At 42.8% G+C, this 15,824-nt stretch carries 15 protein-coding genes; 6 read left to right on the top strand and 9 right to left on the bottom strand.

Annotation, left to right across the window (positions count from 1 at the left end):
• Window positions 1-43: 43 nt before the first annotated feature.
• Both ACX1N5_RS02555 and ACX1N5_RS02550 read right to left on the bottom strand, forming a co-directional pair.
• Complete coding sequence (locus ACX1N5_RS02555; RefSeq protein WP_131379480.1) at window positions 44-640, bottom strand: hypothetical protein; 597 nt, start codon at window positions 638-640, stop codon at window positions 44-46.
• Between the two features lie 38 nt (window positions 641-678).
• Window positions 679-1,542, bottom strand: a complete 864-nt coding sequence (locus tag ACX1N5_RS02550; protein WP_458799727.1) for a LysR family transcriptional regulator — start codon at window positions 1,540-1,542, stop codon at window positions 679-681.
• A 495-nt stretch (window positions 1,543-2,037) separates the two neighbouring features.
• On the opposite strand from ACX1N5_RS02550, the gene leuC reads away from it, so the two are divergent.
• The 5 genes from leuC to ACX1N5_RS02525 all read left to right on the top strand — a co-directional run bounded on the left by leuC (window position 2,038) and on the right by ACX1N5_RS02525 (window position 6,401).
• Window positions 2,038-3,456, top strand: coding sequence for a 3-isopropylmalate dehydratase large subunit (gene leuC / locus ACX1N5_RS02545; RefSeq protein WP_116726750.1), 1,419 nt, complete (start codon window positions 2,038-2,040; stop codon window positions 3,454-3,456).
• Between the two features lie 11 nt (window positions 3,457-3,467).
• The gene (leuD, locus tag ACX1N5_RS02540) at window positions 3,468-4,118 is read left to right on the top strand and encodes a 3-isopropylmalate dehydratase small subunit (protein ID WP_458799729.1); all 651 of its coding nucleotides are present in this window, start codon (window positions 3,468-3,470) and stop codon (window positions 4,116-4,118) included.
• A gap of 101 nt (window positions 4,119-4,219) precedes the next feature.
• Complete coding sequence (locus ACX1N5_RS02535) at window positions 4,220-4,792, top strand: hypothetical protein (protein WP_004754329.1); 573 nt, start codon at window positions 4,220-4,222, stop codon at window positions 4,790-4,792.
• A 47-nt stretch (window positions 4,793-4,839) separates the two neighbouring features.
• A complete protein-coding gene (gene leuB / locus ACX1N5_RS02530) occupies window positions 4,840-5,919 on the top strand; it encodes a 3-isopropylmalate dehydrogenase (RefSeq protein ID WP_045792516.1) in 1,080 nt (359 codons plus the stop codon).
• 104 nt (window positions 5,920-6,023) lie between these two features.
• The gene (locus ACX1N5_RS02525; protein WP_131379472.1) at window positions 6,024-6,401 is read left to right on the top strand and encodes a lysozyme inhibitor LprI family protein; all 378 of its coding nucleotides are present in this window, start codon (window positions 6,024-6,026) and stop codon (window positions 6,399-6,401) included.
• A gap of 155 nt (window positions 6,402-6,556) precedes the next feature.
• Here ACX1N5_RS02525 and infA read toward each other — a convergent pair whose 3' ends face one another.
• Entirely contained in the window at window positions 6,557-6,778 is a 222-nt protein-coding gene (gene infA, locus ACX1N5_RS02520; protein ID WP_004754324.1) for a translation initiation factor IF-1, read from the bottom strand.
• Window positions 6,779-7,006: 228 nt separating this feature from the next.
• Here infA and ACX1N5_RS02515 point away from each other — a divergent pair, with 228 nt between their 5' ends.
• Complete coding sequence (locus tag ACX1N5_RS02515) at window positions 7,007-8,017, top strand: AraC family transcriptional regulator (protein WP_458799732.1); 1,011 nt, start codon at window positions 7,007-7,009, stop codon at window positions 8,015-8,017.
• A gap of 8 nt (window positions 8,018-8,025) precedes the next feature.
• Here the strand turns inward: ACX1N5_RS02515 and truA are convergent, their stop codons facing one another.
• The 6 genes from truA to ACX1N5_RS02485 form a co-directional block, all read right to left on the bottom strand.
• Entirely contained in the window at window positions 8,026-8,829 is an 804-nt protein-coding gene (truA, locus tag ACX1N5_RS02510; protein WP_458799865.1) for a tRNA pseudouridine(38-40) synthase TruA, read from the bottom strand.
• 7 nt (window positions 8,830-8,836) lie between these two features.
• Window positions 8,837-9,799 carry an asparaginase domain-containing protein gene (locus ACX1N5_RS02505; protein WP_458799734.1) on the bottom strand — a complete coding sequence of 321 codons (963 nt, stop codon included), beginning with the start codon at window positions 9,797-9,799 and terminating at the stop codon, window positions 8,837-8,839.
• A gap of 48 nt (window positions 9,800-9,847) precedes the next feature.
• Entirely contained in the window at window positions 9,848-11,395 is a 1,548-nt protein-coding gene (locus tag ACX1N5_RS02500; RefSeq protein ID WP_458799736.1) for a hypothetical protein, read from the bottom strand.
• A gap of 51 nt (window positions 11,396-11,446) precedes the next feature.
• Window positions 11,447-12,850: a FimV/HubP-related protein gene (locus ACX1N5_RS02495; RefSeq protein WP_458799738.1), complete on the bottom strand. Its 1,404-nt coding sequence runs from the start codon at window positions 12,848-12,850 to the stop codon at window positions 11,447-11,449.
• Between the two features lie 127 nt (window positions 12,851-12,977).
• The gene (gene asd / locus ACX1N5_RS02490; RefSeq protein WP_004754312.1) at window positions 12,978-14,096 is read right to left on the bottom strand and encodes an aspartate-semialdehyde dehydrogenase; all 1,119 of its coding nucleotides are present in this window, start codon (window positions 14,094-14,096) and stop codon (window positions 12,978-12,980) included.
• A 621-nt stretch (window positions 14,097-14,717) separates the two neighbouring features.
• Window positions 14,718-15,824: a glycosyltransferase family 4 protein gene (locus tag ACX1N5_RS02485; RefSeq protein ID WP_458799740.1), complete on the bottom strand. Its 1,107-nt coding sequence runs from the start codon at window positions 15,822-15,824 to the stop codon at window positions 14,718-14,720.

Here is a 15,824-nt window from a genome sequence, read left to right as displayed (position 1 = left end):
GGAACAGGCGAGAATGAGCTACGATCAGACTGATTAAGCAATATTAGTCTGATTTAACTTTTTTACTGGCTTGCCATAAATCTTGATGGTGGTATCGATACCAGCTTTTAAATTCAATACGCCATTGTTCAAAAGGTGGGGAAAGTTTCGGGCGTGGATCGTTGCTTAGCGTATATGCCATCCCTTCGATTAACCATTTGGGTTTGGTCAGCATGGCAAGGTTACCCCATTCTTCGGCTTGTCTGTCGTGAATCAGTTCGTGGACAATATAAAATTCTTGCCAACCTCGTGGAGCAATGACGGTGCCTAAGTTCCCGACAGCTTTGGCGGCAGCTTTTTCCATTCCAAAAGTTTCTGCACACTTTCCTATAGAACAAAACACCATGGTCGGGCGAGAATGAAAGTTACCCACCTGACGTTGTGTTTCTTGTATTGCCTGATTATATAGTTTTTGAGCTTTGTCTTGCTGCTGCGGGTCATCGACACAGACATTTCCCTGACAAGATAAAAATGGGAGCTCGTGAGCCAATGCCACCCGCATCGGTTTTATCAACATTAAAATAAGTAGAAAAACACACGCCACGCTGAAAAGGCATACTTTCATGATTTTTTGCGCTTTGAGTAAAAGATAATTTTTCATAAATTTATGACCCAAATACGTGATGTGATTTGAAAGACTTATGGTTTTTGCATCATTTCAATCAGTGCCTGCATGGCGCGTGACTGCGTGCGTGCTGGATGCCAGACCAGACCCAATTGGCGCTGCATATCGATTTCCAAAGAGAGTCGTTGTAAATCCTGATTGACCAATGTCAGTGGCAATACTGACCAGCCTAGCCCAATCGAAACTAGCATGCGGATAGATTCTAATGGATTGTTACTCATGCTGACTTTGGGTTTAAGCCCTTGTTTCTCAAATGCAGCAAGGGTAATTTGACTGGTATAGGTTTTTGCCGCAGGCAGTAGGCTTGGATAGCGCATTAAATCTTCGAGTGTGAGCTGCTGCTTATGCGCCAATGGATGAAAGGGTGCCGCCACAAATACCAAAGGATCATTCCAGATGGGTTGGTAATGCAAGCGTTCATCCAGTTGTGGTGGTAAGGTTAAAAAAGCCAGTTCCAAATCGCCTGCGAGTACCTGCTCATGTGCCTGTTCTGAGTCGACAAAATGCACATCCAGAGTGACATCTGGGTATTGCTGTACATAGTGCTTTAAGTGATGGGGTAAGTGGTGTAGTCCAATATGATGGCTAGTACCTATTTTGAGTCGCCCCTGTACTTTGCTTTGCTGATGACTGAGAGTATGGTGCATTTCCCCGAGCTCATTCAGCCAAGTTTTGACTTTGGGCAACAGTGCATACGCAGTGTGCGTTGGCTGAATGCCACGACCTGCCGATTCAAATAGCGTTACCCCAAAATACTCTTCTAAACAGTGAATACGTTTGGTCACAGCAGGTTGAGTAATAAACAGTTGATCGGCTGCCAAGGAAATCGAGCCTGTTTCCATGACTTTAATAAAAGCTTCAAAAGCAGCGAGATTCATATGCGATTTCCTAAGGAACACGTGGTTTTATATTTAAGAAAAATATAGAGTATTTTTATTTCAGCATGATTTTAGAATTATAGAAAGCCGCGTATATATTTTTACTTATAGTATGCTAAAACAAGGCAAATAGGAAACTTGTTCGATTGTACCTGTGGCATATTCTGCATCACTCATGTTAGTTATGGCTAAAATGCTGCTTGATAGGTTGCCTATGTTATACAGGGCTGCTATAGCCTTATTCTACAGCACTTATGGATGAAGACCTTTCATCATAAAAATAGAATACGTCCAGATGGGTTTAGATTGAATTTGCAGCATGGGCATGATGATTGTTGATAATGTTCAAATTGTAGTAGCCGCTATCACAGTAGAGATTGACTTATTCCAAAAAGTTTATTGATCTATAAAAATGATAAATTAGATTTATGCAAAACAGTGCCTATAATGAAAATAGAAGATTTAATTACCCAATGTCCAATGGAGCGCGTCGACATGGCAGGCAAGACATTATATGACAAGTTGTGGGATGACCATTTGGTGAAGCAACGTGATGATGGTTCGAGTTTAATTTACATCGACCGTCATTTATTGCATGAAGTGACCTCACCACAAGCATTTGAAGGTTTACAACTTGCAGGTCGTCAGCCGTGGCGTTTAAGTGCCAATGTGGCAACGCCTGACCATAACGTACCAACCTCAAAAAAAGAGCGTGAACGGGGCGTTGCAGGGATTGAAGACGATACTTCTCGTATTCAGGTACAAACCCTCGATGACAACTGTAAGACATTTAACATTGTCGAGTTTGACATTAATGACATCCGCCAAGGTATTGCGCATGTCGTTGGGCCAGAGCAAGGTTTGACTTTGCCAGGCATGACCGTAGTCTGTGGTGACTCGCATACAGCAACTCATGGTGCATTTGGTTGTTTGGCACACGGGATTGGGACATCAGAAGTTGAACATGTATTGGCGACCCAATGCTTGGTTCAAAAGAAAATGAAAAATATGTTGGTGCGTGTCGATGGTCAGTTGGGCAAAGGCGTGACCTCAAAAGATGTCGTGTTAGCGATTATCGGAAAAATCGGTACAGCAGGCGGTACAGGCCATGCGATTGAGTTCGGCGGTCAGGTCTTCCGTGACATGTCGATTGAAGGTCGTATGACCGTGTGTAACATGGCCATCGAGGCTGGTGCTCGCGTGGGCATGGTCGCTGTTGATGACAAAACCATTGAGTATGTGAAAGACCGCCCGTATGCACCTAAAGGCGCAGACTGGGACAAAGCAGTGGCTTACTGGAATACTTTACATTCCGATGATGATGCACAGTTTGATACCGTTATCGTGTTAAAAGGCGAAGAGATCGAGCCGCAAGTATCTTGGGGTACTTCTCCTGAAATGGTGGTTGCTGTATCACAAGCAGTTCCAACATTAGAACAGGCGAAAGATGACGTACAGCGCAAAGACTGGACACGTGCGTATCAATATATGGGTTTAACCGCAGGTCAGGCTTTGGCTGATATCCAGTTGGATCGCGTATTCATTGGTTCATGTACCAACTCACGTATTGAAGACATTCGTGCTGCGGCAGAAGTTATCAAAGGCCGTAAAGTTGCAGCAAGCATTAAGCAAGCCATGATCGTACCGGGTTCTGGTTTGGTTAAACAGCAAGCCGAAGCGGAAGGTTTGGACAAAATCTTTGTTGAAGCAGGCTTTGAATGGCGTGAACCAGGTTGCTCAATGTGTTTAGCAATGAATGCTGACAAGTTGCAACCAGGAGAACACTGTGCTTCGACTTCAAACCGTAACTTTGAAGGTCGTCAGGGCAATGGCGGGCGTACCCATTTGGTTAGTCCAGCGATGGCAGCAGCAGCAGCGATCGCGGGTCATTTCGTTGATGTTCGTACATTCTAAGGGAGTCGCATATGAAAGCGTATACAGTTGAACAGGGTATCGTTGCACCTTTAGACCGTGCCAATGTCGATACCGACTTGATCATTCCAAAACAGTTTTTGAAATCGATTAAACGTACAGGATTTGGTGACAACTTGTTCGATGAGCTTCGTTATTTAGATGAAGGTTATTTGGGACAAGACATCAGCAAACGCCCTAAAAATCCAGACTTCGTGTTGAACCAGCCACGTTATCAGGGTGCAAGCATTTTAATTGCGCGTACTAACTTTGGTTGTGGTTCAAGCCGTGAACATGCACCTTGGGCATTGAGCGAATATGGTTTCCGTACCGTGATTGCACCAAGCTTTGCCGATATTTTCTTTAATAACTGCTTTAAAAATGGCATGTTACCAGTCATTTTGCCTGAAGAAATTATTGAGCAGCTTTTCAAAGAATGTGCGGCAACAGAAGGTTATCAGTTAACCGTTGATTTGGCAGCACAAGAAGTGCGTACGCCGTCAGGTCAAGCGTTTACTTTTGAAATTGACCCATTTCGCAAACACTGTTTATTGAATGGTTTTGATGATATTGGTTTGACTTTACAAGATGCTGACTTGATCCGTGAATATGAAGCAAAAACCAAACAGGCACGTCCTTGGGTTTTTCAAGATTTACACGGCTGAGTCGTGACATGAAGCATGGCGCGAAGGCTCAACTATTGCTAACATATCGAATTATTTTATGTAATTCAATCTGCTGATCGGCAAAAGGTTGGGCCATTCAAATGCTAAAAAACATCGGTCGAAGTGCTTTCTGGGGGTTTTGTGCGGTGTTGCTGAGTGCATGTCAACATACGCATCAGGCGGTCGATACGATGGCAATCAAGTTTATTGCCCCTGAGCAACGACCTGCCAATGTCAAACTGTACTGTACAGGAACAGTCAATTGTGAATTTGAACGTTTTGATAGCATTCAGATTGTGGATGACACCACACATTTGGTGAATTACGAAGCCATTAAAAAAGGTTATGTGCGTTTAAATAGTAAAACGACAGGCTATAACAATGCCTTGTTTTTAACCGTACCTGATCGACAGCATGAAGTGGTCATTCGCTTTTATCCAATTTCGATGGATCGTGCAGAGCGAATCAGTGTAATTCATCATTTTAAACCGAACACAAGCTATACCTTCAAGATGTACCGAAACCGCACCAAACAAGCGGGGAGTTTGCTGAGTGTCTCAGCACCCGATCCGCTATGTGTGGTGTTATTACAAGATCAACGTCCAATTCGCCGTTTTTGTAAGCCCTACAATGTGCTGACAGGTTTAGGCGAATTTGTTGAACAAAAATTTTAACTGGGCTGTTTAAAAAACGACAGTCGTGGGAATAAATGGAATAGTGTATGTCTAAACATATTTTAATTTTAGCGGGCGATGGGATCGGACCTGAGATTGTCGCAGCAGCAGAAACTGTACTGAATACAGTCAATACAAAATTCAATTTGGGTTTAACTTGGGAACATGGCTTGCTTGGTGGTGCAGCGATTGATGCACATGGCGAACCGTATCCAGCCGTAACCAGCGCTCAGGCACAAAAAGCCGATGCAATTTTACTTGGTGCAGTCGGCGGGCCAAAATGGGACAGCATTGAACGTTCAATTCGCCCAGAACGTGGTTTGCTTAAAATCCGTAGTGAACTGAACCTATTTGCAAACTTGCGCCCAGCGATTTTGTATCCACAATTGGCAGGTGCTTCAAGCTTGAAACCTGAAATTGTGGCGGGTCTGGACATTCTCATTGTTCGTGAATTGACTGGCGGGATCTATTTTGGTCAGCCACGCGGGATTCGTGAACTGGAAAATGGCGAAAAACAAGGTTATAACACTGACGTTTATTCAGAATCTGAAATTAAACGTATTGCTAAAGTTGCTTTTGAATTAGCAAATTTGCGTGGTGGTAAAGTCTGTTCGGTAGATAAAGCCAATGTCCTTGAAGTGACAGAGCTTTGGAAACAAACTGTGACCGCACTTAAAGAGGCAGAATACCCAGAAATCCAGCTTTCACATATGTATGTGGATAATGCTGCCATGCAATTGGTACGTGCACCAAAACAGTTTGATGTGATTGTAACGGGTAACCTGTTTGGTGATATCTTATCTGATGAAGCTGCAATGTTGACAGGTTCAATTGGCATGTTGCCATCTGCATCATTAGATGAAAATGGTAAAGGCATGTACGAACCATGTCATGGTTCAGCACCAGATATCGCAGGGAAAGATTTGGCTAATCCATTGGCAACCATTCTTTCAGTTGCGATGATGTTACGTTATACCTTCCGTGAAGAAGCAGCAGCAAAAGCCATTGAAGATGCAGTAGGTCAAGTTCTGGATCAAGGCTTGCGTACAGCAGACATTATGTCTGAAGGTATGAATAAAGTCGGCACAAAAGCAATGGGCGAAGCAGTTGTTGCTGTTTTAGCTTAAGCTTATAAATTTAAAAATAAAAAGCGCGATCTTCAGGATTGCGCTTTTTTGCGATACAAAACATAAAAAAATTAGAGTTTATATAACAAAGTGAAGGGAAAATCATGAAAACTAAACTGACTTTAGGCGTTTTACTCGCAGGTTTATCATGGGCGGCACATGCCGACAATTGTGGCCACGTGCGTAATAGTTATGATGCAGTGCATTGTAATAATAAAATGTATGTGAATGCAGATAATGAGTTAAACAAGAATTATCAGGAATTGCAGAGTAAACTCAGTACTCAGCAAAAAAATATTTTAAAACATTCACAACTGGTTTGGATCAAAGATCGTGATCAAAGTTGTTCGGGTGAGTCCAATGTCGGAACGGTAATTTTTACCGTATGCCAGCTACGTAAAACTCAGGAACGTAATTCATGGCTACGAGAGCGTCTAGGCGAGTGCAAGGCAATTGGCTGTAAAAGCTCATCCTTAGAATAGAATCGTTGATTCATCATCGTAGCTTGCAATATAGCGGTTTTTAACAAGCTGAAGGCAGATGGTAAATTGAACGGCTTTCACAATCCAAAATACTGTCTTTAAAAATACATATAAAAAAAGCCACATTGTTGTGGCTTTTTTGCTTCAGCTAATACTTAACGTGCACGGTAAGTGATGCGACCTTTGGTCAAATCATATGGAGTCATTTCAACTTTAACATGGTCACCCGTTAAAATACGGATGTAATGCTTACGCATTTTGCCTGAAATATGAGCAATCACTTCATGGCCGTTCTCTAAACGCACACGGAACATGGTATTAGGAAGCGTTTCGGTGACAACGCCTTCGAACTCAATTAGTTCCTCTTTATTGGCCATAGCCTACCTAAAAGAATAAAATAACAAGGGGCAAATTATAGACAAATTTAAGTAATAAAACAATATAAAGGCAAATAAAGCGTAGCTAAAAACAACAAAGTTAAAAGTAACAAAAGTGAATCATGCGTCTACACTTTTTTCCTGGAAAAGAGGATTGGTTGGTTGTCAGTTTGGTCAATCCTCAGTACCCTGAATCTGGCGATACAGGAATAAAAATAAGGTGAAAGTGTGGGTCAGCAAACGGATGCTTCTGTGGTATTGCGGCTTGGTTATCAGGCATTAAGACGGGCAGGATTGTCAACAGAGCAAATTCTGACACAGGCTGGTGTTGCCATGAGCCAGTTAGAAACCAATCAGCGTACGCCAGTCAGTGCACAAAATGCATTTTGGCTTGCTGCTGAACAAGTGAGTCAAGACCCTGATATCGGGTTGCATCTAGGTGAGTATTTACCACTCTACCGTGGGCAAGTGATCGAACATCTGTTTATGAGTAGCGAAAATTTTGGTGAAGGGCTACAACGCGCACTGGCCTATCAACGTTTAATTAGTGATGCTTTTCAAGCGCAATTGGTCTGTGAAAATGGACGTTGTTATTTGACTAATGGAACACAAGCTCGCCCCAATCGGCTGCTGAATCGACATTTTTCTGAGTGTGCTATGTCTGGGGTTTTGCGCTTTTTCAAATTCTTGACTGAAGGGCAGTTTCAACCGATTTTTATTGATTTTGATTTTCAGGAAGGGGCTGCACCTGAAGAATATTTTCGGGTCTATGAATGTCCTGTCAGCCTTGGGCAAAAAGAAACCCGACTGTATTTTGATTCTGCGATTTTAAAACATCCGCTATGGCAAGCCGATCCTGATTTGTTACAACTGCATGAACAACTGGCAAATGAAAAATTACAGGAATTGGCGCGTTACGATCTGGTGGATGAAGTACGCCGTGCCATTGGTGCAACTTTAGAGCAAGGGGAAACCACACTCGAAAGTGTAGCTGCACAGTTACAAATTACACCACGCCGTTTGCGAACCTTGCTTAATGATGCACAAACCAGTTTTCAGCAGATATTATCAGCTTATCGCTGTCGACTTGCGAAGAAACTATTGGCAAATACGCATGAAAGTATTGAGAAAATTGTGTACCTGACAGGTTTTGCCGAGCCAAGTACATTTTATCGGGCATTTAAACGTTGGACCAATGAAACCCCGATTGAATACCGCAAACGTAAACAGCGTGACTGAACTGTTGGTCACTCTGTCCAGTTGAGCCATTGAGGGCCTAAAGCAACTTTGGGTAAATCAAATTGCTCAGGATAATACGCCTGAATAAAATACAAACCATCCGCTGGGGCGGTAATGCCCGCAGCTTTGCGGTCTTCTGCGGCGAACATCACATCAATGTGTTCCACAGGGTAGAGCTCCTGCCCAATTTCAAGTAAGCACCCCACAATGTTGCGCACCATATGATGCAAGAAGCCATCTGCCTGAATATCCAGAATCAGAAAAGCGCCATGCTGGGTCAGACGGCAATGTTTGACGTGCCGTACAGGTTGATTGGACTGACAGGCCGCAGCGCGAAAAGTTTCAAAGTTATGTGTCCCTTCAAATTTTTGTGCTGCTTCGACCATTTTGGCAACATTCAGAGATTGGTGAATATGCGTTACCTGCTTGTGCAGTAATGCAGGCCGACGAGGGGCGTTATACACTACATAGCGATAACGGCGGGCAATTGCCTTGAATCGTGCATGAAAGTCTGAATCCATGCGTTTAATCCACTGAATCGAGATGTCTTTAGGGAGCTGACTATTTGCTCCCATTATCCAACCACGATCCGCGCGATCCGCTGTGCTGTCAAAATGTGCCACCATATTGGTCGCATGTACACCTGCATCGGTACGTCCAGCACCGTGTACAATAACAGGATGATTGGCGATTTTACTTAAGACACGCTCGAGGGTTTCTTGCACACTGGCAACGCCTGCTTGTTGTGTTTGCCAACCCCGATAAGCTGTGCCACAAAACTCAATACCGATTGCATAGCGTTGTGGAGTCATTTCTGTATTATTCATGCCAGTGCTTCAACCAGTCGTTTGCCTGTTCATGCTGCAAATAAAGTGCTAGCAATTTGGCATAAAGATCAGCGTGACCTAGACAATCAGACACTGCAATTTGTGCTTCTTTGACCCATGCACTGACTGCATAGCGCTGATCAATACCACCTGCAGTGACCTGTGTAGTCAGTACAGGCAAACAGTTATTTTGTTTGAGTTGTTGAAAGAGCTCAATAATGGCGGAATTGGTCACCAAGTTCCCAGTTCCAAAGCCTTGTAAAATTAAAAAGTCAGGTGCCTGTCTAAGTACATGCTGGAGGTTATGTTCGAGCTGTTCCAATCCAATCGGCTGCATCATCCAGTTTAGAATATTGAGGTTTTGTGCACGTTGTAGCATCGCATCCGTAACGTGTGTGACCTGTTGCTGTTGTATGATGGCTTGTGTCGATGGAATACCCTGAAAGGCATTGAGTTCAGTAGTATGAGCTTTGAGTGCTGTACGACCATGAAATAGTTGTTGATGGAATGCTAAATATACGCCTGTATCGACACTTAAAATATGCTCGAGTGCAAACCAAAGGTTGTCTCGGGCATCGGTCTGTTCACGAATCGTTGAGCCATCTACCGTGAGTAACGGGAATTGACTGCCTGTAATAATTAGATGGCAAGATTTGGCGAGCATACGTGCCAACACTGCACTGGCATAACTTAAAGTATCTGTGCCGTGAATCACGACAAAATGCTGGAAGTCTTGTTGTTGTAATTGTTGAATAAACTGTACCAGTTTGAGCCAGTCTACTGCTGTATAGGCGCTACTGTCCTTAATCACAGGAGCAGCAAAGCATTCTATTGCCAAATTTTCTGGCAAATAGCCATGCAGGCAAGGTAAAAAGTCATGTTCTGGCATTGGGCTTAAGGGTTCACCTACACAGCCGAATGTTCCACCCATATAAATTAAAGCAATTTTAGACATGATAAAAAAAGCAGCCGAATTCGACTGCTTATGGTAAAACGAACTGCTTTAAGATGCTATTTGATTTAATAAATATTTGGCGCGATCTAATTCATCAGCATGATATTGCACTTGTGAATCTTCTAATAAAGCCCGTGCTGAGCTAAATGCACCTAAACGAATGTACTGTTCTGCAAGTGATAAGTTGAGTTTGGTATCACTGAGTGCAGCCAATTCAGGGAATTGTTGAACTACATAATCTACAGGTGCTTTTGCTGTTTCTGGAGCAGGTTCTTCTACAGCTGCAACAGTTGATTCTATAGTGTTGCTTGGCAGTGTATCGAAACTGGTTATAGACAGAGGCTCTGCTGCAATGTCAACTGTAGGAGCAGGAGCTATGACTGTTTCAGGTTCAATTTCTGGCTGAGCATCTGGCTTGTCAAAGCTAAACACCAGTTCCTGTGTTTCTACTACAGGCTGTGGTTCAGCTTGAGCTTCAGTACTGACCGTTTCAAAGTTAAATGCGATATCAGCCTGTTGAATTGGCTCAGCTTCAGGTTCTGGCTGTTTTTCTTTGGAAACAGCAGGTTCAGTAAGATCAAATTTAAACTCGAGAGCAGGTGCTTCTTGTACTTCTTCTACATGTACATGTTCAATTTGAGTTTTATGGGTTGTTTCATGATGATGCTGGAAGGCTGCTTCATGATGTTCTGTTTTAGCAACTTCAGGAATGACATCCTCTTTTTTACCAAAAGTCACTTTCTTGGCAAAATGTTCGGGGCCTTTGCTTTCTATTGCACGTGGTTCAACAGAGAGGTGAACATGCTTGGTTGCTGCTGGTTCTGGCTCATCAATTTCAGTCTTGTTAAAGCCTTCAAGGCTAAATTCAAGAGGCTTGTGTTCTTCTACTTTTGAAGCAGGTGCTGTTTCCTGAGCAGTCGTGGATACACTGTGTAATTCTTCTTCTAATTTCTCAAAAGACAAGCCACTATGTGTCGGTTCAGGTTCGCTGTGTGCTTCATCGCTTAAATCATTTTTAAGTAAATCAAAATCAACCGCTTTGACTTGTGGAGCTGCTGGTTTTTTAGGTTCAACGACAGTAGCAGCAGGTGCTTCATCTGGAAGCTGAATAGGTGTGTGCTGGATGGTATCGGGCTTTACGGGCTCTTTTTTTTCTGTCAGGCAATTTTCTGCCTCGGCAATAATGTCATATAAATTTAATGCACGAAGATGCGCCATTAATTGATTGATAGAGAACTGATCATTTTGCTCAATATGAATCTGCAACAATAATAAATATAAACTGTGTTGCTCATGATCTGCATTGAGAGCCTGATTAATGATTGCTTCAGCCGTATTGAAATTTTTCTCACGGATCAGGTTTTCAATTTGACGACGTAAGTCAGGGTCGAGTTCTTTAGGCTTTGCTTCAGCAGAAATTGTGTTCTGAGTATTAGTTACCTCAGACGCCGTCGTACCAGAACGCGCTTTCTTTTTCGACTCAACTTTTCTTTTTGATCGACTAGAATCAGTGTTTTGTTGCCCCGAGCCTCGTTTTTTAAGCACAATGGCTACAACGAGTAATAGAACAAATGGAATAATGATGTATAGCAACATTTTTTTATCCTTGCATTCGCAACAATGTATTCAGGCTAAAAACAGTTCTCATTAATGACTTGGCTTGTTGGCTTTTTGTTGCTGTTGCAACTGTTGCTGTAATTGCGCAAGTCGAGCATTTAATAATTGAATTTGATGGTCTTTTTGTTGCAGAGCCAAATCCAATTGAACTACATTTTTTTGTAATGTAACGGTTTTTTTACGAATTGTCATAACTTTTAATGATAATTCAGGCGCAGTTTTCTGAGCATTTTGACTATTACCTCCCATTTTACTCGAAGATGTATCTGTATTTTCGGTCACGAGTCTCATTTCTGCTTGGTCTAGGCGATATTTCGTCGCATATTTCCCTGCTGAGGTTGTTTTTGTTGTTTTTGTCGTGTTCGCTGTATGAGTAGGGAGAGGGGCATTACTTAGGTTCAGGTTAGTTCCTGCTCTTAAGCGATTGATATTTCCACCAACAAAGGCATGTTCGTTCAGTGCTTTAATATGTTTCATTACTTCGCCAATCGGCTGATGGCTTTGCTCGGAAATCCGTGCTGCAATACTCCATAAAGAATCCTGACGCTGCACCACATAGTGATTGTTCTTCGCAGTTTCTTTAGTTGTGGCAACAGGTGCAGGTTTTGCTGGAGTTCGGTGGTGCACAACAGGGATTTGTTTTTTGACCTCTACCGATGTTTGAGCTGTTGCTGGCGTAGCTTGTGGTTGACTGTGCTTTTGGAGTGGCTGAGGTGAAGATACTGTTGCAGCAGCTGTTGTTACAGGCTTGGCAGATGCAGCTGTCGTTGTTGTTACAGGTCTGGCAGGTGCGGCAGTCGTTGTTGTTATGTTCGTCTGGTTGTTTTTTGATGTTGCCGTGGTTAGCTTTGGCGGTGCAGCAACACTGATTGCTAAAAGATGACTAGGTGCTGGTGGATTATTTGCTGGAGCAGCTGTTGTTGTGTAGCGCCTGCTCTCAGGTAAGTTAAGTGCAATATCTTTTTCACTGACAATCTGTTTTGGAACCAGGACTTGCTCTTGAGTTGAGGCTTTAATCGGGCCTGCTTTGGCTATGAGTGCTTTAGGGGGATTATTTCCACCCAGATTTTTTTGAATTTGTTGTAAATGTGCTCCATCGGCATCTTGGACTTTTACAATCAGGTTGATATTTTTATTGGTCATGGGTTGAGATGAAGTGATGACAATCACGCCGCTACTTGCTCCCGTGCGACGTACAAAGAAATTTAATCCACTCACATCCTGTTGGCTAGCACCCATACGGATCAGGTCATCAGGGTCAGCTAAACCTGCTTGAATTGCAGCATTATTGCTGGCATTTGTATAAGGAATTTCGACATATAACAATTGCCCTTGAGTTGATTCAATTTGGGCGGCGTTAAAAGTTAATGCATAGCTACTGTGTGCAGCGAAACATAAAATCAGTGCTGAAGCGAGTTTGTTATATGCAGTCATTTTCATCCACAAAATGGAACTGTTGATTGTTTTAACTATAATGTAGCTGTATGTAAATGAATTGTAAATTTTAAAGATGCTAAAAAGCCGATCTTTTCAGACCGGCTTTTCAATTTAAAATTCAAAATTATGCATTTTTATAGTCAATCAAGATGCGGAGCATGCGGCGTAGTGGTTCTGCAGCACCCCAAAGTAACTGATCACCCACAGTGAATGCACCAAGATACTCTTTACCCATATTGAGTTTGCGTAGACGACCTACAGGAACACTTAATGTGCCAGTAACAGCAACAGGTGTCAGGTCAGTCATAGACGCTTCGCGGGTATTTGGAATCACTTTTGCCCACTGGTTTGACTGGCGAATCATGTCCTCGATTTCATTGAGAGGCACGTCTTTTTTCAATTTCAACGTCAACGCCTGAGAGTGGCAACGCATTGCACCGATACGCACACAGTGCCCATCGATTGGTACGATTTGCTGGTTACCCAAGATTTTGTTGGTTTCAACCTGACCTTTCCACTCTTCCTTAGACTGACCACTTTCCAGTTGCTTGTCGATGTAAGGAATTAATGAGCCCGCCAAAGGTACGCCGAAGTTTGCAGAAGGGAAGCCTTCGCCGCGTTGCAACTCAGCAATTTTAGAATCGATGTCTAAAATCGCAGATTTAGGATCATCTAACAAATCTTTGGTGTTGTTATACAAATAACCCATGCCTGTGATCAGTTCACGCATGTTTTGCGCGCCAGCACCTGATGCTGCCTGATAAGTCATGGAAGTTGCCCATTCCACCAAGTTGTTTTGGAAGAGACCACCTAAGCCCATCAACATCAGAGAAACAGTACAGTTACCGCCTACGAAAGTTTTGGTGCCTTTGACTAAACCATCTTTAATCACGTTCAGGTTGACTGGATCAAGCACAATAATGGCTTGGTCATCCATACGTAAAGTCGATGCCGCATCAATCCAGTAACCGTTCCAGCCTTCCGCTTTAATTTTTGGGAAAATCTCAGAAGTATAGTCACCACCTTGGCAGGTAATAATGACATCCATTTGCTTCAGACTCTTAATATCTGATGCATCCATAAGTGCTGGGGCAGTCTTACCACCAAAAGCAGGGGCTTCACCACCTGCATTACTGGTAGAAAAATAGAATGGCTCAAAATGTGCAAAGTCATTCTCTTCAACCATACGTTGCATAAGGACAGAACCAACCATCCCACGCCAACCGACCAGACCTACTTTCATGTCATTGTGCCTCGGTATTGTCATAAAAAAATAAAAGGGTTTTGAGTGTATCAAAAGTCTCCCCAACTGCAAGCGCTACATAAGTCAAACAGAAAGATTTTTGAGTGAAATAACTTGTTTATGATACATACAAAACTAATAAAGATAGTCTTAGCTACTTATATTATAAAAATTAAAAACATAGCTTAAATTTAATGGGGGTTTTTCAAGGTGTTGTTTTTGCTCGGATGTTGAGTTTTTAAGCAAAAAAAATTGTTGAATAATTAAACAAATCTCACCTTGATTCTGTGTGGAGTACGCAATAAAAAGCAGTCATAATTTTAGATCAAATAAATATCACCTTAATTTGAAAAAAGTATAACACTTGCTTGGCTGATGTAAGCATATGCGTACATTCTGTACAGCAGATATCTGCTATGCAGCTTTAGGATTTCATTTTATTCTAGGTTTATCGGCACAAGGAAGTATGGGAATGGAGTATCCCGTAAGGAAGACGTGCTGAGTGGATAACATCAATGGCATGATGGCAACATGGATAGATACAATAAAAACAATAATAAGATCTGAAAACACAACCTCAATTAACCCGAACTGGATGTTCCATCTAGTTCGGGTTTTGATTTATTGGCGTTGTAGCAATTGCTGATACAAGGCAAGCGTATTTTGACACATATCCTGCAAACTAAACTGCGTTACAGGGGCAACCGTCACGGGTTGTTCAATATGTTGTTGAATGTTGCGCAGTAAACTTACCTGATCATCGACTTCGATTAGTCCTTGCGGATAGACCTGCGACAGAATTTCCGCGACACCGCCACGGTTCCAGCCAATCACTGGCGTACCGACAGATAATGCTTCAAGTGCCGTACGCCCAAAGGTTTCTGCCTGATTGGAAAGTGACAGCACCACATCACTGAGAGCCAGCCATTCACGAATATCAGAACGATGCCCGACAAAGGTGATGTGTTCGGTTAAACCGTGTTGTTGCACGCTATTTTGCAGTTCATCCAAATAGGCTTGTTTCTTCTCATCTGCACCACCCACGACCAATGCATGAACCTGTGGATATTGCTGCTTTAGCTGTGTCATGAGTTGAATCAGGGTTTCATGTCCTTTCAAACGGGTAATCCGTCCAGGTAGACACAGCAGAAATTTGTTTTCGAGTTGAGGATAATCGTTGTAAACCTGATTCAGCCATTGCGCAGTTGGTTGATAGCCGTGAGGAAAGGCTTTGGGGTCAATCCCACGATAAATCCGCACAATATCCTGTGGTGGGCACGCTGGATAATTTTGCCGAATGTATTCAACGACACTGTCAGATACCGCAATCACTTTTTCGGCATGCGTCATAATGGCACTGTAACGGTTGACCGAATAAAAACCATGCACCGTACTGACCAGATGTGGGCGGCGTGAAGCAGGAATGCCTTTTAGAGCAAAATGCGTGAGCCAAGCAGGCACACGCGAGCGTACATGTACAATATCAGGCTGATGCTGCTCAATAATTTTTCTGAGAGGGCGAATTTGCCACAGGCTCGACAAGGCTTTTTTGTGAATTGGCAACTGAATATGGGTTGAACCTTCGGCTTCAAGCTCAGGCACTAAGCGACCGCCATTGGAAACCACCAAAGAAGTGTGTCCTTGCTGAACCAAAGCACGTGCAATTTCTAATGTCCCACGTTCCACACCACCACTGTTGAGTTCTGGAAGAAGCTGCATCACTTTCAT

This window comes from Acinetobacter sp. ANC 4636, from assembly GCF_054454555.1.
Note: the sequence above shows the minus strand (reverse complement) of the source record. Positions and strands in the feature narration are given on the sequence as shown.